Below are 22,899 nucleotides of genomic sequence, written 5' to 3'. Positions count from 1 at the left end.
TCGCGAGCCCAGTTATTCGTCGGTCGTGATGTCGGCCGACAGTCCCTGGGCCATCTCGATCTCCTTGGAGTTGTTCATCGTCCAGGCAGTGCGTTCGGTCACGGCCTCGATGGCCTCGCGGGCGCTTGGATAACCGTTGCCCGATTTCTTGACGCCACCGAACGGTAGCTGGACTTCCGCGCCGATACACGGTAGGTTCGCGTACGCAAGCCCGATGTCGGCGTGGTCGCGGAAGTAGTTGATCTGTCGGTAATCCTCCGAGATGATCGCCCCGGCGAGTCCGTACGGCGTATCGTTGTGAATCTCGACCGCGTCCTCGATATCACCCGAGTACTCGAGGAGAGCGACGTGGGGACCGAAACACTCCTCGTTGAGACAGCGCAGGTCGGACTCGTAGTCGATCTCGTAGACGAAGGGGCCGACCCAGTGGCCGTCCTCGTGATCGTCCGGAATCTCCTCGGCCTCGAGTTCGAACCGGTCGACCAGCACGTTCGCGCCCTCCTCGCGCGCGAGTTGGTTGTGCCGGCTGATCTTCTCGACGTGGTCGGCCTCGATCGCCGGCCCCATGAACGTGTCCTCCTCGAGGGGGTCGCCGACGGCGACGTCCTGAGCGATGTCGACGAACCGCTCTTTGAACTCGTCGTAGACGTCCTCGTGGACGATCAGGCGCTCGCTCGAGACGCACCGTTGGCCGGTCGTCTTGAACGAACTCATGACGGCCGCGTGGACGGCGATATCGAGGTCCGCCTCCTCGGTCACGACGATCCCGTTCTTGCCGCCCATCTCACAGGCCGCGAGCTTCCCGGGCTCGCCGCCGACTTTGCCGGCGATCTCGTGGCCGACTTCGGCCGATCCCGTAAACAGGACCGTATCGACGCGCTCGTCGTCGGTGATCGCCGCGCCGGCGTCGCCGAACCCTTGGACCATGTTGAAGACGCCGTCCGGAATCCCGGCGTCCTCGAACATCTCGGCGATGATCTGGGCACACCACGGCGTCTGTTCGGCGGGCTTCCAGACGACGGTGTTGCCCTCGACCAGCGCGATGGCCATGTGCCAGAACGGGATCGCGACCGGGAAGTTCCACGGCGTGATACAGCCGATGACGCCCCGCGGTTTCCGACGCATGTACGCGTCCTTGCTCGGAATCTCGGAGGGAACCACGTCGCCGTGGGGATGGCGCGCGTTGCCCGCCGCCCACTCGACCATGTGCCAGGCTTCGGTGACGTCGGCTTTCCCTTCCGAAATCTCCTTGCCACACTCCCTCGAGACAATCTCGCCGAGTTCCTCGTGGCGGTCCCGCAGCTCGTGGTAAATTTCCCAGAGGTACTCCGCGCGATCGATCGCGGACAGCTCGCGCCACTCCTCGAAGGCGTCGTCCGCCGCCTCGAGGGCTGCGTCGACATCTGCCTCGGTTCCGCGCTGGAACGTCGCGAGCGACTCGCCCGTCGCGGGGCTTTCGCTCTCGAAGGTTTCGGAGCCGGTACCGCTCGTCCATTCGCCGTTGATATAGTGGAGATTAACTCCACTCGCTGTTGATCGACTCACGCTTGCCCCTTCTCCGATGGCGCATATAATTGTTCATCTTTGAGTGAGCGAGCCGTGACGCGACTCTCCGAAAAAATAGTTCGTATATATCGAACCCATATTCGAGAGAGCACAGCGGCTGCAAGAACGACTTACGCAAACGATAGAGCGTGGTAAGCGGTTACTCTACGGACGTTACACGATCACATGACCCTGTTAGAATTTACAGACATATGCTCGTAATACGAAACGATAGGTGCGGTTTGATATTCTGAAATAGAACGGTAGCGAGGCGGGAATTCACGGACCCGTCGACTCTCCAAACACACAGAGTCAACCGCCTCGAGTCGGGGGAGCGCGTCTTTCGGCGACAGTCGCCTACCCGGTCGCACACTCGAGACGGCAGTGGAAACCGTTCTATTCGGCATCCATCGAGTTTGTGTCAGAGCATCCCATCCATGGAAAGACTTAACAACTGGTATGGTAGTATTCGTTCCATGGGTGAATTCGGGATACTATCCCTGGTACCGCCGCTTTTGGCAATCGTGTTAGCAATCACCACGAGGCGCATAATCCTCTCACTGTTCGTTAGCATCTGGGTCGGTGGAGTCATCTATACCGGCGGACTCGGCGTTGGACAGACGTTTAACTGGATCGTGGAAGCCATCATCGCCGATGAAGGGTTTCACGCGGAGATCCTGGTTTTTACACTTCTCCTCGGATCGGGCGTTGCACTGATCTGGCGGTTGGGCGGTGCGATCGCCATTCAGGAGGTGACGAGTAAGCGCCTCGAAACCAGACGGAAAGTCGGGGTCGTCGCCTGGCTGTTGGGTATCGCGCTGTTCTTCGACGACTATGCAAACACTGCGATCATCGGGAACACGATGCGTGAAACGTCCGATCGAGTCAACATCTCGCGCGAGAAGCTCTCCTATATCGTCGACTCGACGGCCGCTCCCGTCGCGACGATCGGGATTTCGGGATGGGTCGCGTTCCAGTTGTCGATGATCGACGAGGCCTTCAGCAACATCGAAGCCGAAGCGGGCGTACAGACACCGGACGTCTTCACCGTCTACCTCGAGTCGATACCGTACAACACCTATGCGATTCTCGCGATCGTCATGGTCGGGATCATCGTCGTTACACAGCGGGATTACGGTGAAATGCTCACGGCGGAGCGCCGTGCCTGGCAAACGGGAAAGGTCAACGACGACGATGCGGATCCACTACAGGAAGTCGAAGGAAATCTCAGTGACCCGATCACTGACCGACCCATGCTCCGGACGTTCCTGCTCCCGATCGTAGTCCTGATCGCCGTTACGATCGGCAGCGCGCTCCGGACCGGCTACGACGGCCAACCGGTAATCGAGTCACTGCTCGCAGGCGAGTTCGCGACGTTCGTCGAAACGACGACGACCATCGCCGGCAACGGGTCCTGGACGACTGCACTCGTCTGGGGATCGTTCGCAATGGTCACAACGGCGTTCACGATCGGCATCGTATACGACCTGTGTACCGCCGACGAAGGCGTCGATGCGGTCCTCGAGGGGTTCGAACTCATGCTAACTGCGGTGACGATTCTGATCCTCGCGTGGTCGATCAGTACCGTCGCCGATGCGCTGGGGACGGGGGCGTTCGTCGCGACGCTGGTCGAAGGCACGATTCCAGTCACCGTGTTCCCCGTTGCCGTCTTCATCACCGCGACGTTCATCTCGTTCACGATGGGGTCGTCGTGGGCGACCATGAGCCTGCTGACACCCGTGGCACTCTCCGTCGCGTTCGATCTCACTGGCGGGTTCGGACTCGCTCCCGCCATCGTGGGTGCGGTGTTTTCCGGCGCGATCTTCGGGGACCACACGTCACCGATCTCCGATACGACCGTTCTCTCATCGACCTTTACCGGCGCTGACCTCGTCGACCACGTCCGGACGCAAGCGTACTACGCGACAACCGTTGCGACCGTGGCCATCGTCTGTTACCTACTGTACGGGTTCTTCGGCGCGTCACCGCTGCTTTTCTTGCCGGTAGGGATCATCCTGCTTGTCGGACTCGTATACGGCCTGTCGGAACTCGACGCGAATCGAAGAGGGATCGACACGGAGTCAGTACGGCGCGACGTTGACCTCGTCGACCAGGACGCCGACTCCGATCATGGAAAATCGCCGGACAGGACCGACTAACGCCCGCGACGATCGTCCTGATCTCCCGCCGCATCTCGGTATCGCTCCACTCGCGTTGGGAGACGAATCCGGCGCTCCCCTCCGCATTATTTCTGAGGGTGAATGGATAGGAGCAGCCCGGGGAAAGCCATCTCCGCTGGCGAACGGTATAGCCGGAATGGGAGATCATAAATACCTGGTTTCCGATGACGAAATATGGATGTCAACCGGGCAGTGATAGAACGATTGACGAGCAACGGGATCGACACGATGTTCGGTATTCCGGGCAAACAGACGCTCCCGTTGAACGAAGCGATCGGTGCACGCGACGACATCCGGTTCGTGGTTGCACGCCACGAAACCGCAGTGTCCCATCAAGCGTGGGGATACGCGGAGACGAGTGGGACGCCGGCGGCGACGGCTGTCGTCCCCGGGCCAGGTGATATGAACGCGATGAACGGTCTGAAGAACGCACTCAACGACTGCACGCCGCTCATCCACATCGCTGTCGAGACCGATCCCGAGATTCGCGGGGGTGGCGGAATCCACGAGACGCCACCGAACACCTACGATACCGTGGTGAAGGAAAACCTCCTCGTCGAGCAGCCGGAAAGTACGGCCGCGGTCATCGAGGAAGCCGTCGCGATCGCCGAGACCCCGCCGAAGGGGCCGGTCCGGATCGGAATCCCGAAAAACTTCTTGAGGATGGACGTCCCTCTGGCGACACCCGGGGAGTACAGCCGAGAGTACATCGAGAGCGTCGCCGAATCGGATATCGAGGCAGCCGCGACGCTTCTGGCCGAGGCTACGAAGCCGGTAATCGTCGCCGGGGGTGGCGTCCGTGCCGCGAACGCGAGCGGTTCGCTTCGACGGATGGCCGACCGACTCGAGGCACCCGTCGTGACGACGTACAAGGGCAAAGGCGTTCTCCCCGACGACCCCGACGGGTACGTGGCTGGAACGCTCTCCGGCAGTGCGTCTCCCGAACTCCTCGACTGTCTCGCCACTGCCGACGCCGCACTGGCGGTCGGGACGGATTTCGACGCGGTTGCGACCCGGACCTGGAGCGTCGATCTGCCCGAGGATCTCGTCCACGTGACGCTCGACGCCGACGATCTCGGGAACGGCTACGATCCGACGGTCGGCATCATCGCCGATGCCGGGGTGGCGCTGTCGGAACTCGAGGCTACACTTGCGGATCGGGAGATCCGCGCCCGCGACGGGGCAGAGCGTGCAAAGGAGGTCCGGGAAGCCACGAGCGACCGTCTCGACGCGCTCCGGGACTCGTCGCCACCGCTGACGTCGGTAAGCGCACTCGAGAGCGTCCGGGAAGCCGTTCCACGGGACGCAGTCGTCTCCGCCGACGCCGGTGGGTTTCGCGTCTGGGCGCTCAACGTCTTTACGACCGCCGGTCCACGGTCGTATGTTAACCCGGGTTCGTGGGCGACGATGGGAACCGGTCTGCCGGCAGGGATCGGCGCACAGTTCGCCAATCCCAACGACGATGTCGTCGTGCTCACCGGCGACGGCGGGCTCATGATGTGCATCCACGAGCTCCACACGGCCGTCGCCGAGAACGTTCCGATTACGGTCGTCGTGTTCACGAACGAGGACTACGCGATTATCAGCGATCAGGCGGGGCGAGACTATGCCCTCTCCGATGGCGAGTACAACTGGAGCGACGCGCCGATTTCGTTCGTATCGCTCGCGGAGAGTATGGGGATGCGGGGTGAGTACGCCGAAGACCCGACCGAGATACGGTCGACGATCGAGTCCGCAACCGCGGCAGACGAACCGGTTCTCGTTCAGATCCCCACCGATCCATCGGAACCGCAGGCGAGCGACTGGATGAGCACGGAGTGACGACCCCGAGGAGAAGGGGAGAGTGCGTTCTCGTCGATCGCTCACACGCCGAGGACGGTGCGAACCGCGAACAACGCGTTCCCTCTTCGTTCGCCGACCCGTCGATACAAATACTGCACCCACTTGTGGCATCGTTCAGAGTAGCTGGTTCCAGTATGCGTCGCTCTGCAGTCATGTTTCGACGGATGCCGGATCGGCGTTGCTAAATAGTATCGAAATCGGTAGATTCGTCGTTATATATTTTGAAAGAGACGTTCGACGGCGTTCCGGTTTCCATGTGTTTCGTCTCGAGAGTGGTGCCCGAGATGTGGAGTGCAGCGGTGAGCCTCGGAGCTGAATCGACGAGAAACACGGCGTATTCGATAACGTGTTTCTCGACGAATTCGCGTAAAACCATCTCAGTAAGTGCAGTTGTACGTGTTGTATAGAGCTTGAAATGGAGAAATTCGTTCGTTTCAGGATCGATAACAGCGTACAGCCAGTCGCGTTGCTCGTCGAGTGGAATGACGGTTTCGTCGAGCGCAACGAGATCCGACTGATTCCCCGCTGTCGGCTGTAGATCAGCTTTCTGCACCCACTAATAGACTGTCGATCTCGCTCGTTCGACACCAAACCCATATAATTTACAAACTATATCCGAGATAGATAGTTGAGCAAAAGAAATCGAAGACCAGGCGCCGTCAGCCGGCGCAGTGTCCGCTCTCGGACCACATAACTCAAATCGATTCAGTCACGGTACCCACTGAGGCGGCCAGTTTTTGCCATAGAACTCGATAAAATCGTGCCGCTCACTGTTCATGCTTGCCGAAACACCACCAGCTCTACGGCTCGAACAGTTCAATCGCGGGTGTAATCACGTATCGTGTTCAGCGAACGCATCGCCGGCGTCTTTGGCCATCTCTTTCGCTTCGATATGTGAGTAGGACTGCCGAACCACCGCTTCGCTGTTATCGAGGAGGCGAGCGGCAGCAGTGAAACCGCGCTGGCGGACTAGTACCTCGCCGGCACCGCGACGGCCTCCATGCGGTGCCAGATAGCCGTGTTTGTCATCGAGTTCGATCTCGGCGTCCGCACAGAGCCGTCGCATGATTCGCCGAGCACCGTCGGTATTGATCGAAGGCGGGGCAACCTCGTACTCTCGGAGCGCCTCGAAAACCTCCGGTTGGCCAGTGAGTCCGTCGACGAACCCCTCGATCTCGTCCGACGACCAGTCGTACTCGTCCCGTAATCCCGTTCGAAGCGTCTCGTAAAGCGTTGGAAGGTGAAACGTCGGAAACACGGGCCAGTCGTCTCCGGCGGGATCGAGAATCCTTCTGTATCGCGACATGGGATTTATCGCTTGTTTCGTCAGCGATCGATCGGACCAATCCTGCTTTTTCGCGAGGACGGTCATCTTCCGGTCCTCGAGCGAGACGTCGCCCCACGTGAGGCCGTTCCGTCGATCGTCTTTCGGATCCGCGAAGATCTCGCCGCCGCGGACGCCGGAGTAACAGAGGACGTAGACGAGCGCTCGATCGCGGAACTCGTGAATAGCACCGACCCCCTTCTCGTCGGCAGCGTCGTGCGCTCGTTCGTCGACGAAGCGCGTAATCAGCGATCGGTGGGCGTCGGTCCAGGCCTGCTGATCACCGGACCGTCGCCCGTCGTTCTCGGGGAGCGGTTCCTTCGCGACGTTGCGCTGTGCGTAGTTCGCCTCGAGGAGTCCCTCGCGAACGCACCAGCCGACATAGGCGCTGACCTGGGCGTAGTAGGTCCGAATCGTGCCCGGTGCGAGCTCTCGTCCGGTGAGTTCGCGCGCGTACCGTCGGAACGCTCGTTCGTCTACGTCGTCGAACGTTCCATCCGAATGGGGGTCCGCCTCGAGCCACGCGAGGAAGTCCTCGACACTGCGCTCGAGGTTTCGTCGGTAGTTCCCGCTTCCCTGGCCGCCTTTCGATTTCGATCGAAGGAACGCCTCGAGGGGCTCGTCGACCGCTGTCGATTCGGAATTCACGCGCGATCAGCCTCGAGAGCCGCGAACCTGCTTGATTCCATCGTTCGTGATTCACAGAGGGAGGGGACCCACATAAAATCACGCTTGATTATTGAGCAAGTCAAGTGTGTATACCACATCGGCCGATTCGTCGGAATTCGATGGGGAGACGCTGTGAATGGAGCAGATCGCGATGTTATAAATTATATTTCGCTATACGAAATGCCAGGGCGTGTGAAGTTGAGACTACAGCGGGCATAGCGGGTCTACAATGCGTGGTTTCGGCCGATTCAGTGAGCGGAAACCGACTCAGGTTACTCTCCAGATGGGTGGTTATATTGACTTTCCAACCATATGCGCGAATTTCGACGACTTTCGACAGCGTAGCCACTCAGACGCCCCGCTCTCGCGGAGAGAGTCTCGTTACTATCCGATTCCGGTTTCCTTCTTCACCAGCGTCAGCGTATTGTCGGCTGTTACGATCGGCGAGTGTTCGTATTCACCGGTCAACTGTACCTGCACGAGTAGATCGACCGCTCGCCAGATCGAGTACAGGAGACAGGCGAACGCGAAATAGAAGAATCGCAGTCCAAAATCCTTCGAGGTTGTCGCACCCATGAACCGCTTGATCGATTTGTAGCCACTCTCAATCTCCCACCGGTAGCCGTACTCAGTAAGGAGCCCGCTCTTCCGATTCGTCATGAACACCGAATACTGCTGATGATCGGTGTGTTCGGAGTCCTCTTTCCGCCGGTAGATCAACGTCGTTGAGTGCCACTCATTGTCGCCGAGATGCAATTTTCGATCGGTCTCGTAGCGATCTTTTCCCTTCTTGAGCAGCCGTTTCGCTTGCGCTTTCTCACTGGTCTGCATCCGCTTGGGCACGACGTAGGAGAGGCCGCGCTGGCTGAGCATCTCGAGGATGTGCTGGCTGTCGAACTCTCTATCCATCAGTACGTTATCGACATGAACAGCCGCCTCTGCCGAATCCAAGAGGTCCTTGACGATCTCCTTGCGTGTGTCCCCTTTGCGTACTGGCCGTGCGTCTAGCACGATTGGAACAGCATTCCCAACCAGTTGGACGGTCGCCCACTGGTAGGCGTATTCATCGGTTTTCTCCTTTGTCCCGATAATCTCGTCTTCGTGGCCGGCTCGATCGCCCGTGAAGGGATCGCCCTCGGTGATGTCGATCGCGACGATGCCAGCTCGGAAGAACTCCTCCGTCTCTGCGACTCGATCCAAGAGGCGACTCACGGCTTGGCGGTACATCTTCCGAATCTGTTCGATCGAGAGGTTGCGTACATGCTCGCGATGGGCGTGGCCGAGCGGCGTCCGCTTCCGATTGGACTCGTGAATGAAGCTGCGAGCGCCTTCGTTAACGGCGAGATTTTCACGGAGGCCAAGATACGTCTGAAGGTCCCAGTAGGCGTTCTCGTGGATCTCACAGCCCTCGCCTCGGTCCAGTGAGAACGCAGGGAACGCAACATCACTGACCCGCTCAGTAACTGTCTCTGCCTGGTTCAGGATGATCTGGTTATCGGGGTCAGATTCCGTATGCTCGTCACCGTGTCTGGGGGTCTGTCGGTCTGGCTCACGTGGAACAGAGACACCCGCGTTTTGAGCTTTGATGAGGATCGTTCGCGCTACTGTCTGGACGGTGTCTTGGAGCTCAGCCGTGAAGCGGTGGTGCCAGCTGCGCCACAGCGTCGACTGATTCGGCACCGACTCTAGGCCAAGTTGATCACAGAGATCGGGATGCTGGGTGAGGTATTCAACGAGCGCGGTTTCGTGGTCCCAGCCATGGCATTCTTTCAGCAGGAACAGGCGAAACAGTGTCTCCATCTGGTAGCTTGTTGATCCTGCGTACCGGTCGTGGGCATCAAACTGAACGTATGCGAGCGGCACTGCGCGGACGAACGGTTTGACTGTCTCGTGATCGTCATGCTGGAACCAGGTTTCCGCAACAAGGCGAACATCCGATTCCAGTGCTGAGAGGGATGAGCGATCGAACAGCGGGCTGGACTCGTACGTGGGCCAGTCAACGGAGGATAGCTGGGCGATCTGACGGAAGACAGTGCGGCGAGACTCACGTGATGGGGCCACAGAAGGACGGTACCAACGACACGCTCAAGTCCTCTAAAACACACGTTCTGTCTATAGAAGCGGAGTCGCAATCAGAAATGAAAGGGCACGCATCAAATCCATCCTCTGGGGTGTGATTGTTGATACGAGTTATGACTCATAAAGCAGTCATAATCTCTCAAGGAGTTCAATATATCCAATATCCCCCAATTTCGAGACTATTAAGTCCGATATGCATTAGATAATCAACCACTGATGCCCTCCACCTCAGTCACCCGTACTGAATGTCGCCGTTATCTTCGCGGCAAGACACCGTGGATAGTAGGACTCTGTTTCATCCTGTTTAGCCGTCTTGCAGTTCAACCAGGACTTTCAGAACTCCAAATTCTCGGCGGAGCAGCCCCCCTGGTCAGCGCACAAATCGCAACCACGGTCGTTGTCCCGTTTGCCGTAGCAGTAATCGGCTTCCGTGCAATCACTCGAGAACGCGAATCCGGAACCGCCCGACTCATCCTCGGCACCAAAACCACGCGTCCGCAACTCGTCCTAAGTGTTGTCCTCGGACGCGGAACGGCTCTCCTTGCCCCAATCATAGGCGGGACACTCCTGGCCGTCAGTTACGATGCCCTCCAGTATGGGCAATTCGCACCACTATTGTTACTCGGCTTTCTCGCCCTCGTGACGATATACGTCTATGCGTGGATGGGGGTTATCGTCGGTCTTTCCGCGGCGAGTTCGTCGACGACCCGCGCAGTGATTCTCGGGACGATCGTCACACTCGCACTAACGCTTTGGAACGATGTGACACTGGCGGTCCTCTGGCAACTTATCACAGGCACAACACCTGGGCCGCAGATGGACCATCAAACAGCATTCCAGATTGCAGGTTGGCTGTCGCCCCTCAGTGCGTTTCAGGTCCTCACAAACTGGCTGCTCGGCGTTCCAGTCGGCCCCGGTAATGCCATCGCCCAGATATCTAACTTCCTCACTGAAACAGGCGAACTCGCGACGACATCGCCACCAGTCTCAGCGTGGTGGGGATTTGGCTTCCTGCTCAGCTGGCCGATGCTCTCCCTCCTCGGTGGCATCACAGTCTTCCAGCGAAGCGATCTCGCGGCCCGTAGCCAACTCAAGATACTCCGAACGCTTCAACGGGTTTCTCCGTCACTTCCTCGAGTTGAGAGTCGATTGTTTACCCGTCTCACCGGGAACGGTGGGCTGATTGATGCGCTTCCTGGGTCGTGGCAACCGCTCGCGCGCCGTGAATTTCAGCGGCTCATTCGTACCCCACTCGTCTGGGGTGTCGGCATACTCGTGTTCGTCGCTGGTATCCTCAGTCTCTCACCAGCAATATACGTGCAGGACGCACTAGGGTCTCGTGTGCCGCTTGCTGCCCTGCAACGACCGCTCACGTTCATCGGCGGTATCGGAGTGCTGTTCGGTACGTTCCGTTCGGTAAATCACGAACGTGATACGGGCGCAATTCGGTTCACCGCAGGCACTGCTATCTCACGAATGGGGACACTCATCGGGTTTACGCTCGGTCGAGCAGGTGCCTTCGCCGTTCCGATCGTCGGTGGGATCGTCCTGACATGCCTGCTAGCAGTACCCCAGCATGGCATTGTTCCGCTTGGTATACTCGTCGGCTTTCTGGTGTTCGCAGTCTTCTTTGTGACCGTGATCGCTGGGATTGGCGTCTCAATCTCGACGATTTTCCAAAGCCAAGCCATTGCCGGATTCACGATTCTCGTCTTTGTGGGCGTTCAAATCGCCTGGTTCACAGTTTCAAACACTATCTACAGCTTAATTACGGGAGTGAGTGTAAATGGACTCAATCCGCCGGGTGACCCGCTATATCTATTCCTCCGATGGATACCTCCGCTACGACTCCCAAACGTCGTGACAAATGCTATTATTGAGGTTCCGAACTCCGCAGCGCCGGCCTCGTCTGTGATTCAGGAGCTGCAACCCAATCAGTTCTCAAATATCGTCGTACCACGATTACCCTATGGATCTGACGTTCCAGCCTGGTTCCTCCATCCGTCAGTCGCACTCGGACAACTCCTCCTGTGGCTCCTGATTCCACTAGGAGTCGCACTTTGGGTTTATCGCACGCGAAACATCGATTAACCGAGTTAACTATCGCTAGCGAGTTCGACGAAAGCGTCCTCGATTGTCCCTTGTTCGATATCGAACGACTGGATATTCACACCAGCACCATCCAGTGTTTCGAGGACACGATAACAGACTGTCCGCGGACACGTCACTACTACCCGACCAGAATCATAGAAGACGTCCTCGACGTCAGCAAGCTCACTGATTACCTGTATCGGCGGGTCATTGCTGTTGGTCTCAATGCGGAGTTGCGTTCGGACACCAGCCATGTCGCGGAGTTCTTTCGGCGTTCCTTCTGCAATCAGGTGGCCGTCAGAAAGTAACCCAACGCGATCACAGACTCGTTCTACTTGGTCGAGGACGTGGCTGGAGAAGAAGACAGTAGCTCCACGGTCACGTTCGGCAGCGACAACTTCACGAACCAACCGCACTCCGTAGGGGTCGAGCCCGGAGAACGGTTCGTCGAGGATGAGTAGTTCCGGTTCGCCGGCGATAGCCATCGCCAGTCCGAGGCGTTGTTCCATTCCTTTCGAGTACCCGCCGGCACGTTGGTCGACAGCGTCAGCGAGGCCAACGCGCTTGAGGATTGCTTCGGGGTCGCCGATCGCATCGTTCGCGTCGAGGATGTAGCTGACGTGTTCGCGTCCGGTGAGGGTACTGTAGACGCCGAACTGGTCGGGGAGGATGCCAGTCCGAGCGTGAATTTCACTCCCATCCTGCTGGGCGTCACGTCCGAGAACAGTGAGTGTGCCTGTTGATGGACGGGTATAGTTCATCAGCATATCGATCGTCGTGGATTTCCCTGCACCGTTCGGACCGAGGAATCCATACACTTCACCGTCTTCGACTTCGAGATTGAGGTCTGAAACAGCTGGATTACCACCATACAGCTTGGTAAGTCCGGTTGTCTTAATCACGGACATGAAGAGTCACCTGGGTTTGATTGGAACCGCCTGCTGGTCAAGAATGTTCTTTTGGAGGGCCACACGGGCCATAGAAGCAAGACTGTTAAAATATTTCTCTTAGCTATCGGAGAGGTACCGGATTAACGCTGAAAGCCCGAGGTAGCTCTATGCTGTCTGTAGTCCTAATTGTGATTGCCAAACAGTTTCTTTATTCAGATTCGTAAATGAAGTATCCGGTTAATACGCAGATACACTGAGCAGGCGATTCATTCAGAGACGGTTGAAAACAAACTACTGGTGAGAGCTCATCAGGGGATTACAGCTGTGACATTGTCCATGGAGCCGATCGATTATCGATAGTCTGTGATGTTTCGATATGGAACGTAGTATCCGATTTCATCAATCCACGTTGAGAGCCATTCATTCGCAGTTTCCTCACTAACCCTCCCGGTATCGATGGCAGCCAACAGAACGCCAACCGACCCGACAACGGTTACACCCTGGTCTTTCGCAAACGACCGGGCGTCTCCGTCGTCTGTCAGTAGTCGACCGTCGTGTGCGTCGGCGAGGGCGAATGCCTGTGCTTCCCCTGGATCGAGATGCTCACCGACAACGGTTTCTCTGTTTGCGACGGTATCCGAGATTGTCACAACTGGGATTTCGTCGTCAAGCGTATCGAGTGCTGACTGGAGATATGGGTGGTTATCAACGCCGCGTTTGAGTTCCTCACGAACGACTGGTACCGTACAGATTCCAGAGAGGTCAGCAACTACCCAGAGCTGATCGATGTACGCAAAATTCGAGAGAACAGTCGTGTTCAAGACGCTCGGGTTCGCTGGGAGATCGTTACCTGTCATTTAGCACGTGACTCCTCATCAGACGAGTCCTCATCATCGAATTCGAGTTCCGTCGCCGCCTCCGCTTCGTAGGCCGCATCCTCCTCATCCACGAGCCCGAGCCGGAGTTCCACACCATGCTCACGGAGAATATCCCGCATCGTCCAGCGGTCGACATCAGCGAGTCTCGCAGCGTCACCGAGCGTAATTCGTTCGCGTTCGTAGAGGGCGACTGCAGCAGCGATGCGTTCGTTTTCGTGGTCCTCGAAGTACTCACGCACGAACTCTCGCAACGCATCGCTCTTGCCTCCAAACACGCCAGCCTCAACCGCACCCTCGATGAGGAGATCGAGATCGTCTGGATAGGAGCCGGTGATTCGTGCCATCGTTCTATGCCAAACTACGTCTTCATACTATTTATGAACTGCGCCAGAAGGCCATATGCATTGAGACGGCCGGTCTCAACTACACCCAGGGCTCGGAAGGAACACAACCTCGGAGGATGCTTTTGATGTGTGCCTTTATTTCGACCAATATTGGAAGGTGATAATTTGGGTCTAATCGAGGCCCTTTGAGTTGGATCGTACTGCCGACACCCGCCGGTTCGAAGATCGCTGGAAGACGCTCGGTGAGTTGGACGCCGCCCACGCCGCTGCTACGCGACAGTAATGACGACCTTCCCTCGGGTACGTCCGGACACGAGGTAGGCCAGTGCCTCGGGAATGGACTTGAGCGGGTAGGTCCGGTCGACGACCGGCTTCAAGTTCCCCGATTCGAGCAAGTCAGTCAACACGGCCATCGTCTCGCGTTTGTGAACTGACGCTGTTCACCGACGGCAACAGTGACACCACAGCAGAATCTTCCTGTGATCATCTCCACTCAAGCCTGGTCTCCGCGATGTTCTGTCCGGCCGACGGTGTACCCGGACTCAACCAGTGCGTCGGAGAGCGGTGCGCTACTGAACAGCTCCTGAATGTGGTGGACACCCGCAGGGGAAGACGAATCCAAGGCCTCGGTGACACGTGCAGTCACGATCGCAGTGGCTCGGGCCTGGTCGGGTCCGCGAACCCACCGCTCGATTCGCTTTGCTCGGTCGTCGAGTCGACCGAGAATCTCCACTTTGATCACCGACTCGTTGGAGCCGAACGGGACGGAGTCGGCCAATTTAACGATTCTATCGACCCCTAGTAATGAAACGACCGGCTGGTACACTCCGGTTCGGCGTAACATCGCGAGGTAGCGGGTGACGATGCGAGAATCGTAACACAGTCTGCTTTCGATCGTCGGGATGTTCGTCGCTCGGGCAAGGACGTGTTGATCAGCGAGGTTTGCACGATAGGCTCGGCGTCGTCCCCACCCAGGGATATTGACGACCCGAGGGTCGGTGAGACCGACTACAGAGCGAGTCTCACCGTCACTTCGAACCGAAAAGGATCCGAGGGCATCCTCGACAGTCCATTTGACCGTGTCTGGACCGAACGCCTCTCCGATACCTAGCAAGAGGGTGATATCCGCCCGGTCGACACTGTCGAGTTCATCAGTCGCTTCGGTAACGAAGAGGTTCGTCATTCCGGGCGACAGACCAACACTGAGGACGGCAGTCGCCGCTCGTTCGCGAGCGAGATCGTCGAACGATTCGATTTCCTGGAGAAGTGCGTCCGTCGGCGAGATGTCGACGTAGTCGATTCCGTGCTCGAGACAGGTTTTCGCGAACCGTGGCGTGTCTTGATCTAGACACATGACTACCGACCCTATATCGTCGAGAGCATCCGCGTAGCCCACCCTGTCGCTCACATCAAGGGTCCGGGGTTCAACGCCGGTGACTGAACGTGCGAAGTCCCGTGCCTTCTCTGGAGATCGGCCTGCGGCAATAATCTCTCTCTGGGTACGTTCGGCGAGCTCAATACAGACAGTCCGGCCGATAGTGCCGTAGCCACCGACGACGAGAACAGAGGCGTCAGTCCGGGACATACTGAGATTCCGTGAGGGTTAATAATAGAAGTGACCCCGAGTATACTCGGATCACATATATCCAAACTCCGCTTCGAGATAGCGAGGCAGCAGATTGGCTTCGATACGCTGAAGCTGCTCCGAAACCGTCGCTGGAGCTCGTTCGACCGCCGCCGCGATTTCTTCATGTGTCGCTTCTCGCGGCACCTCGTAGTAGCCTAGCCTGACGGCGGTCTCGAACACGTCTTGTTGTCGGTCGGTGAGCAAGTCCTCGAGGTGGCCACGCTTGGGTACATACTCACCAACGCGCTCCGGATAGAGGGCAATTTCGGGTGGCAGGTCCGCAGTGATCCGTGTTATTGCGGATTCCGTACCGACGACTGTGAGGCGAACGCCACGCCCCTCGTATTCATCGGTGTATTCGACCGGTGGGACGAGGATGAGCGAATACGCCATGAGAATGGCGAACAGCTGCGTCATCGACGAGGATTGCTCGTACTCCAGATACGCAAGGCCGGTTTCGCGTGTCACTGCAAAGTCGTGAACTGAAGGTTCGGCTGTAAGAAGTCGTTCGAGCGTCGCCATGTCTCCTGAAAATTCACTCAGCTCAACGAACTGCTCGCCAACTCTATTGATCTGATGTGTCGTCTCTATCGTCACGGCAGGAGAGCCTTCGATAGCAGTCTCGAGCGGATGGAGTTCCGCATCGTTCCAGACGAGAACCCCGAAGGCATAGCGCATGCTGTTTCATGGGTATCCCGAACATAAGAAACCCCCGAGTATACTCGGAGATAGTGACAATCTCACTGGTCCTAGACTGACAGTACATGATCGAAGCAAGCGCAGCGATCAGGATTGATGCATCACCGGCGACAGTCTGGTCGTATCTGGAGGAATTTGAAACACTCTGGGAAGAGTCGAATCCAGATCACGACGGGACGTGGGTCGTCATGGACCCGAAGAAACCGCTCCGGGATGGGATCCGATTCTATCAGCGGGAATTTGTCGGACCAGTCAAAGGCATGATCAAGGCAGATCTCCGTGATGTCGTTACTGAAGATCGATTCAGCTGGATTGGTACCTGCACGTATACACTGCCGCCACTCCCCCTCGCGTTTACCGTCGAAGAGGGCGGAACGATGAAACTCGAACAGGCAGACGGGCAGACTCGCCTCTCTCACCGCGTCTGGGCCCGGATACCACCGACTGTACCGGGGAAGGTGGCTGAAAAGGGTCTGGCTCTCTTTGGGGACATTGAACGGGAAGCCTACGAACACACCCTCGTCGAGTTGGAATATTTCAAGGAGATAATTGAGGACGAGGCCGAGAGCTAATCAGCTTCGGAACAGGTAGATTCCGGTTATAGTATTCAGACAATATTATGATTGATACGACTGCTCATAGTGAATCCCGGATGCAGTCTCTCTGTGAGGCGTATCAGTTCGGCATCGACATCCGAAACGACCTCCATGAGGGCTATCTCGTCACTGCATTCGAAAATTTGGAACGCTCAATTGACACACTCGAAGATGGGTATCCAGCGTGGCACCCCGCTCCACTCTCCTTTCGTGCGATGGTGCTCTCGTTCATCTTTCTGGAGATTACGGGGGATTCGTACGCCTCCTTCACGCGACGACTCACCCGGAACCCGGAGGTTGCCGCAATTCTTGGGTTTCGCCGTATCCCCGACGAATCGGCGTTCTCGCGGGCGTGGCGGAATCGATTCGATGACGCTGTCCAGGAGTACGTGCAGACCGCAGCCCACTTCGTCGTGAAAGAGGTCCACGATTTCGACATTCCTGCGCCCGAGGTTCGGCCCAAAGCAGAGATCGTTGAGGAGCCTCCAGTAAAGGAGGACACACCAGAGGATGAATCGTTCTCACAGGATGAGATTTTTCAGACGACGCGGCTCGCACGTGATCATGCGTTCGGCTACTTCGAGTCTGGCCGTGCTTCGAACGCGTCGTACGAAGATACGCGATTCTTCGAGTTGCAGACGTTCATGGGGATGGTCGGCTGTGGCACCGCCCAGGGAGCGTCCCGGTTCCAGTATCGGCGTGGCGAAGAGTACGGCCCTCACGGTGATACGCATCTCCGCGCTGTCAAACAGTTCGATCCCGAAGACCTCGTGAATGGATTCAATGAGACGACTGATCGCTTGCTCTCGGTCATCGCCTCGGAAGCCTCGTTCCGCCGGCCCGTAACTGCCGCCATCGACATCACGACCATTCCGTACTACGGGGATGTCGAGGAGATGCCAATGGTGAGCGGGACGAAAGACGGCGAGGGGCGGGCGTTCAAATTCGCCACACTCTCGATTGTCGGATGGAATATCCCGCTCGTCCTGGCTGTCGAGCCCGTGCGTGAGAGTTCAGCGTGGGACGAGAACCCGCCGAATCAAATTCATCGTACTGTGCGACGACTCGTTCAACGCGCGAAAGAACAGGTCCCCATCGAAACAGTGCTCTGTGATCGGGAGTTCGATTCCATGCGGGTGTTTCAGACACTCTCGAACCTCGATGTCAACTACCTCATTCCAAAGTGCATCACCAGTTCAGAACGCGAGGCGATCGAGCAGATGGAAGAGGACGATCAGGAGGTCGCCGTCGAACCGGCGTCCGTGCACGTCGAGGCGGGGTCACACCCGATGCGGTTTCTGTACGTCCCGTCGACGAGCGGTGAGGGAACGACGGTGTTCGCGACGAATCTCCGAGTTGGGCCGGAGGAAGCCGAAACGTTCTGCCGCCGGTATAGTCGTCGCTGGCAGATTGAAAACGAGTACAAGTCGATCAAACACGACTTCCTCGCGAAGACGTCCTCGAAGGACTACCGCGTGCGGTTATTCTACTTCGTGTTTGCCGTGCTGCTGTACAATATCTGGCGACTCACGAACTTCTTGTTGAAAGTGGGTGTCGACGGCGAGATGGACTACGCACCCGTGCTGACCGCAGGTGAGTGTGTCGAGATTGTTGCCTCGGCATTGATCCCGCCTGACTGACCGACTGCCTCCTGCTGGATCCGCCGCTTGGGAGTGGTGACGCTCTCTAGGAGCACCCAAATCCACACAATTTCCCACACTCGTCCGATTGTTATGTGTCGGATGAGCAGGAATCGAGCAAATAGTTGGCAGAAGTACTCTGAATTAGCGGATATTTGACCCGGAACTGACCCATCCTCCGAAACTGTGAAGGAAAGGCGACAGGGGTTTGGATCCGATTCGTGGTTTCGAGCGACGCAGCGACAGAAACGCGTGAGATCAACCCTCGAGTGTACGCTCGCTCCGAACCACGAGCGCAGTCGTTCCGGACGAGCCGCCGCTGGACGGTGCGCCGGTGACGAGAAGCGAGGGAATCGACGGCGCCGGTCACGGTCGAGAACCTCGGCGACCGACCGCGGCGGGTTCGCGGCTGCCGTCGCCGACACGACCAATACCGGGTCGACACCGGGCCACTACCCGGCCGTTTTGTAGGGTTGTTACCGCGGTGCGTGATTTCTCGTAACGCGGGCCCACTCACTCGAGACCGACGAGGCGAGCCCCGGAAACGGAGCGATCGCCGTCCCGAAGGACCTCCACCGCTCCGAACTGCACGGTATCGCCGGCCGCACTGTCGTCTCCGAGCTGGGCGACGATCGTCACGTCGTGTTCGAACCGTACCATCCCGATCCGATTCGGCGAGCGAACGCCGGGGGGCGTCGCGTGGACGGTCGTCGCGGTAACGACCTCTCCCTGCTGGAGCCGGTAGGCGTCGGCCGTCGTCGATCGACACTCCGGGCATCGCTCGCGCGTGTAATACCAGCGATTGTCGCACGATTCACAGACGAACGCGTGATCGGTCGGAACGTTTCGGGTCATGGCACCTGGAGGATCGTACAGACTGCGTTGTTTCCGAACCCGGCGACGTTGAGGGCGAGTCCCGTCCGCGGATCGTCGACGCGTCGCTCTTCGGGGACGTCACCGCGTAACTGCCAGGTCAGTTCGATTATCTGGGCGACGCCGGTCGCGCCGAGGGGATGCCCGCGGGCCTTGAGTCCGCCACCGGGATTGACCGGCAGCCGTCCATCGAGGGCCGTTTCGCCCGCTACCGTCGCCCGCCAGGCGTCGCCGCGGTCGTAAAATCCCAGCTCCTCTAGCTCGAGCAACTCGAGGATGGTGAACGCATCGTGAATGCAAGCGACGTCGACGTCGCCCCGTGTAACGTTCGCGTCGGTCAGCGCCCGGTGACCAGCCCGCTCGACGCTCTCGATCTCGAGCGGATCGGGCCGTTCGGCGACCGCGTGCGTGCCGGTCGCGCCGGCGACGCTCGCGACTCGGATCCCGTCGGCCGCCGCGGTCGTCTCGAGGACGACCGCGGCGGCACCGTCGCTCGTCGGACAGCAGTCGTACAGCCGAAGGGGTTCCGCGACGGGGGGCGACGTTCGCGCCTCCTCAAGGGTGATCGGCTCCTGAAACTGCGCGTACGGATTCCCGGCGGCATTACGGTGGTTCTTGACGGCAACCGCTGCGAGCGCCGACGGGTCGACGTCGTACGTTCGCAGGTAGTGATCGGCCGCGAGTCCCGCAAAGGACGGCAGGGTGACCCCCTGCGCGTACTCCCGGTCGTGGACGAGGCGGCTGATGAGTTCCGTCGCCGCTTCCGTCTCGGCTGACGTCATCGTCTCGACACCGACGACGAGGGCACGCGACGACGCGCCCGCCTCGAGCGCGTGGACGGCGCGAAGGACGGCGCTCGCGCCGCTCGCGCTGGTGTTCTCGATCCGGTCCGCGATCGCACCCTCGATGCCGAGGGTACCACAGAGCGCGTTCTCGAGTCCCGTTCGCCCCTCGAAGGCCTCGGCCGCCATGTTGCCGACGTGGACGGACGTCACGTCCGCCGGCTCGACGGCGGCGTCGGTGAGGGCTCGCCACGCCGCCCGTTCGGCCAGTTCAAGCGCGGATCCCGACTGCTCGGATGCGAACTCCGTCATTCCGACGCCGGTAACGAACGCGTCGGTCATTTCGATCGACCTCCCATCACTCCGTTCCGAACGCGCCGCGGTCGGTGAGCTCGTCCAGTTCCGCCTCGTCGTAGCCGAGATCCCGGAAGACGCTCCGGGTATCTTCCCCCAGTTTCGGGGGCGGCGACTCGAAGCCGCTGCTCGAGCGATCGTACTTCAGCGGGTGCTCGATCACGGGAATCTCGCCGTGTTCGGGGTGTTCGATCGACGTGACCGACTCGCGGGCCTCGGTCTGCTCGTTGTACAGCGCGTCCTCGACGTCGTGTACCGGGCCTGCCGGAAGCCCCGCCTCGTCGACGAGCAGGGTCATCCACTCGTCGGTCGTCAACTCCTGGAACGTCCGTTCGAGTTCGGCCTCGAGTTCGTCCATGTGTTCGACGCGGTCGGCGTTCGTCTCGAAGCGCTCGTCGTCGGCCAGTTCGGGGCGGTCGATCGCCTCGCACAGCCCCTTCCAGAGCTTCTGATTGAGACAGGCGACGTTGAGGTAGCCGTCGGCGGTCTCAAACGTCTGGTAGGGTGCGAGTACCGGGTCCTTGGTTCCCATGCGCGAGGGAGACTCGCCCGCGAACACCTTGCCGGCCTGTTTCGACAGCCACGGAAGCGCGGCGTCGAGCATTCCGAGATCGATATACTCGCCGTCGCCGGTCCGTTCGCGGCGGTAGAGGGCGTTCGAGATGCCGAAGGCGGCCCACATCGCGGTGATGAGGTCCGTCATCGGGAGCCCGACTTTGACCGGCCGGCCGTCCGCTTCGCCGGTGACGCTCATGATTCCGCTCATCCCCTGGACCATCAGATCGTAGCCGGGCCGTTCGCGCCAGGGCCCCGTCTGCCCGAACGCCGAAATCGCACAGTAGACGATGTCGTCGTTGTGCGAACGGATCGTCTCCTCGTCGACGTCGAGGCGCTCGGCCGTCCCCGGGCGGTAGTTCTGGAGGAACACGTCGGCCTCACCGACGAGGTCGTACAGCGCCTCCCGTCCGGCGTCGTTCTTGAGGTCGAGTTCGATACTCTTCTTGCCGTAGTTGATCGTCCAGAAGTACGGCGACTCGCCGTCGATAAACGGCGGCCCCGAGTGTCGATTGTCGTCGCCGACGCCGGGCCGTTCGACTTTGATTACCTCCGCCCCCTGATTGGCGAGCATCAGTGAGCAAAAGCCGCCGGTCACGAACGTAGTCAGATCGACGACTGTCACGCCATCGAGAATTCGGTCACCGGTAGTCATGTGGTACCACGACTGATTAGTGCAGTCGACAAAAAACCTTCCTATCGGAAGCCACGGTCCCGGCTCATTCGAAGCTACTCGTCGGAATCACGTCCACCCGCGCTCCCGCCTCGAGGGGGGCCGTGGTGAGGACGAAGCCGTCGGCGGCCGCCGCGCGCGTACTCGAGGAGAGAACGCTCGGATCGAACGTCTCCTCGTACACCGCGAGTGGCGACTCCACGTGCCCGAGCGGCGTGGCGTCGTCCCCCTCGAGGGTGACCGGAATGGCGTACGTAAATCCCTCGGGCCCGAGTCCGACATCGTGGGTGGTCGTTCGCTCGAGCGTGGCCGTCGGTCGATCGCCCGTGAACAACGGCCGGGCGACGAGGGCGGCGATAACGTAGGCACCGATCGGTTTCCCGGGAATGGCGACGGCGAGGGCGTCGTGATCGGGTAGCCGTGCGAGGGCGATCGGTTTCCCCGGCCGCACGCGAACGCGGTGGAAGCGGACCTCGCCGAGGGCGTCCAGTGCATCGAGAACGTAATCTTTCGCTCCGACGCTCGTTCCACCGGTCGTGACGACCACGTCGTGTCGCTTCGCGAGTTCGTCGATTCGCTCCTCGACTCGTCGCCCCTCGTCGGGGACCGAGCCCTCGTACGTCGGCTCGTGGCCCCACGACCGGAGCAGACTACAGAGCATCGGCGAGTCGAGATCGGTGTGTCGTCCCTCGTGGATTTCCGTCCCGGTCGCGAGGACGCCGACGGAGAACGGGTCGTACGTTTCGACGGTTTCACGACCCAGGTCTCGGAGCAAAATCGCGTCGAGTGCAGACAGACGCTCCCCAGCCTCGTACAGCCGCTCACCCGCCGTGACGTTCGATCCGCGCTCGTAGACGTAGGTCCCCGTCTCGAGAGTCGGTCGCATCAGGTGGCCGTCCTCGATCGTCGCGTCTTCGCGCTTACAGACGGTATCCGCTCGCTCGGGCAACGGCGCTCCCGTCGCGATCGCGACCGCCTGACCGGATTCGAGCGTCGGCGGCGTCGACTCCGGGAAGACGCGCTCGTCGACGATCTTGAGGGGGCCCTCGTCCGTAGCGGTGAAGGCGTAGCCGTCCATCGTGGCGCGATCGCTCGAGGGTTGATCGACCTCGGCGATCACGTCCTCGGCGAGTATCTCGCCGGAGAGGGCATCGAGGGGAGCGGTCGTCTTCGGTCTGTCCTCGAAAAACGCGTTGCGACAGGCGATCGTCCGGTCGACCGCGTCCTCGAGCGGGATGAGATCGTCGTGATCGGACAT

17 protein-coding genes and 2 pseudogenes are annotated in these 22,899 nt (G+C 59.3%); 5 read left to right on the top strand and 14 right to left on the bottom strand.

The annotated features are described in order from the left end of the window. Nucleotides 1–12 precede the first annotated feature (12 nt). On the bottom strand, nucleotides 13–1,545 hold the full coding sequence (locus tag CP557_RS19675) for an aldehyde dehydrogenase family protein (RefSeq protein ID WP_097381745.1): 1,533 nt from the start codon (nucleotides 1,543–1,545) through the stop codon (nucleotides 13–15). A 476-nt stretch (nucleotides 1,546–2,021) separates the two neighbouring features. Between CP557_RS19675 and CP557_RS19670 the strand changes: the two genes are divergently transcribed. Together CP557_RS19670 and CP557_RS19665 are read left to right on the top strand one after the other, a co-directional pair. Next, nucleotides 2,022–3,704, top strand: coding sequence for a Na+/H+ antiporter NhaC family protein (locus tag CP557_RS19670; protein WP_097381744.1), 1,683 nt, complete (start codon nucleotides 2,022–2,024; stop codon nucleotides 3,702–3,704). A 195-nt stretch (nucleotides 3,705–3,899) separates the two neighbouring features. Continuing rightward, complete coding sequence (locus tag CP557_RS19665; protein WP_097381743.1) at nucleotides 3,900–5,546, top strand: thiamine pyrophosphate-binding protein; 1,647 nt, start codon at nucleotides 3,900–3,902, stop codon at nucleotides 5,544–5,546. 171 nt (nucleotides 5,547–5,717) lie between these two features. Here CP557_RS19665 and CP557_RS19660 read toward each other — a convergent pair. The 3 genes and pseudogenes from CP557_RS19660 to CP557_RS19650 all read right to left on the bottom strand — a co-directional run bounded on the left by CP557_RS19660 (nucleotide 5,718) and on the right by CP557_RS19650 (nucleotide 9,621). Next, a pseudogene (locus CP557_RS19660) lies at nucleotides 5,718–6,272 on the bottom strand (IS6 family transposase). A gap of 127 nt (nucleotides 6,273–6,399) precedes the next feature. Further along, complete coding sequence (locus CP557_RS19655) at nucleotides 6,400–7,539, bottom strand: tyrosine-type recombinase/integrase (protein WP_097381742.1); 1,140 nt, start codon at nucleotides 7,537–7,539, stop codon at nucleotides 6,400–6,402. A 405-nt stretch (nucleotides 7,540–7,944) separates the two neighbouring features. Continuing rightward, nucleotides 7,945–9,621, bottom strand: coding sequence for a transposase (locus CP557_RS19650; protein ID WP_097381741.1), 1,677 nt, complete (start codon nucleotides 9,619–9,621; stop codon nucleotides 7,945–7,947). Nucleotides 9,622–9,855: 234 nt separating this feature from the next. Here CP557_RS19650 and CP557_RS19645 point away from each other — a divergent pair, with 234 nt between their 5' ends. After that, nucleotides 9,856–11,730: an ABC transporter permease gene (locus tag CP557_RS19645; RefSeq protein WP_097381740.1), complete on the top strand. Its 1,875-nt coding sequence runs from the start codon at nucleotides 9,856–9,858 to the stop codon at nucleotides 11,728–11,730. 5 nt (nucleotides 11,731–11,735) lie between these two features. On the opposite strand, the gene CP557_RS19640 is transcribed toward CP557_RS19645, so the two are convergent. The 6 genes and pseudogenes from CP557_RS19640 to CP557_RS19615 all read right to left on the bottom strand — a co-directional run bounded on the left by CP557_RS19640 (nucleotide 11,736) and on the right by CP557_RS19615 (nucleotide 16,147). Beyond that, nucleotides 11,736–12,638, bottom strand: a complete 903-nt coding sequence (locus CP557_RS19640) for an ABC transporter ATP-binding protein (RefSeq protein ID WP_097381739.1) — start codon at nucleotides 12,636–12,638, stop codon at nucleotides 11,736–11,738. A gap of 332 nt (nucleotides 12,639–12,970) precedes the next feature. Further along, the gene (locus CP557_RS19635; protein ID WP_097381738.1) at nucleotides 12,971–13,477 is read right to left on the bottom strand and encodes a twitching motility protein PilT; all 507 of its coding nucleotides are present in this window, start codon (nucleotides 13,475–13,477) and stop codon (nucleotides 12,971–12,973) included. Continuing rightward, the gene (locus tag CP557_RS19630) at nucleotides 13,474–13,842 is read right to left on the bottom strand and encodes a UPF0175 family protein (protein ID WP_097381737.1); all 369 of its coding nucleotides are present in this window, start codon (nucleotides 13,840–13,842) and stop codon (nucleotides 13,474–13,476) included. Before CP557_RS19630 ends, CP557_RS19635 begins: the two co-directional genes overlap by 4 nt. A 269-nt stretch (nucleotides 13,843–14,111) precedes the next feature. Continuing rightward, nucleotides 14,112–14,258 (bottom strand): annotated as a pseudogene (locus CP557_RS19625) (zinc-binding dehydrogenase); the annotation flags it as partial. 77 nt (nucleotides 14,259–14,335) lie between these two features. Further along, entirely contained in the window at nucleotides 14,336–15,427 is a 1,092-nt protein-coding gene (locus CP557_RS19620) for a saccharopine dehydrogenase family protein (RefSeq protein WP_097381735.1), read from the bottom strand. Between the two features lie 51 nt (nucleotides 15,428–15,478). Further along, nucleotides 15,479–16,147, bottom strand: a complete 669-nt coding sequence (locus tag CP557_RS19615; RefSeq protein WP_097381734.1) for a helix-turn-helix domain-containing protein — start codon at nucleotides 16,145–16,147, stop codon at nucleotides 15,479–15,481. A gap of 86 nt (nucleotides 16,148–16,233) precedes the next feature. On the opposite strand from CP557_RS19615, the gene CP557_RS19610 reads away from it, so the two are divergent. Both CP557_RS19610 and CP557_RS19605 read left to right on the top strand, forming a co-directional pair. After that, entirely contained in the window at nucleotides 16,234–16,740 is a 507-nt protein-coding gene (locus CP557_RS19610) for an SRPBCC family protein (protein ID WP_097381733.1), read from the top strand. Nucleotides 16,741–16,820: 80 nt separating this feature from the next. Further along, nucleotides 16,821–18,404 (top strand): transposase, encoded by a 1,584-nt coding sequence (locus CP557_RS19605; protein ID WP_097381732.1) that lies wholly within the window; start codon nucleotides 16,821–16,823, stop codon nucleotides 18,402–18,404. A gap of 513 nt (nucleotides 18,405–18,917) precedes the next feature. On the opposite strand, the gene CP557_RS19600 is transcribed toward CP557_RS19605, so the two are convergent. From CP557_RS19600 to CP557_RS19585, 4 genes are all read right to left on the bottom strand, one after another. Then, nucleotides 18,918–19,259: a Zn-ribbon domain-containing OB-fold protein gene (locus tag CP557_RS19600; RefSeq protein WP_097381731.1), complete on the bottom strand. Its 342-nt coding sequence runs from the start codon at nucleotides 19,257–19,259 to the stop codon at nucleotides 18,918–18,920. Beyond that, entirely contained in the window at nucleotides 19,256–20,401 is a 1,146-nt protein-coding gene (locus CP557_RS19595) for a thiolase family protein (protein WP_097381730.1), read from the bottom strand. Before CP557_RS19595 ends, CP557_RS19600 begins: the two co-directional genes overlap by 4 nt. Nucleotides 20,402–20,417: 16 nt before the next feature. Further along, entirely contained in the window at nucleotides 20,418–21,623 is a 1,206-nt protein-coding gene (locus CP557_RS19590; RefSeq protein WP_097381729.1) for a CaiB/BaiF CoA transferase family protein, read from the bottom strand. Between the two features lie 64 nt (nucleotides 21,624–21,687). After that, nucleotides 21,688–22,899, bottom strand: a complete 1,212-nt coding sequence (locus CP557_RS19585) for a molybdopterin molybdotransferase MoeA (RefSeq protein ID WP_097381728.1) — start codon at nucleotides 22,897–22,899, stop codon at nucleotides 21,688–21,690.

Origin of the sequence: Natrinema ejinorense (assembly GCF_002494345.1) — an archaeon.
Lineage (GTDB): Archaea > Halobacteriota > Halobacteria > Halobacteriales > Natrialbaceae > Natrinema > Natrinema longum.
This window is presented reverse-complemented; position numbering and strand designations above follow the sequence as displayed.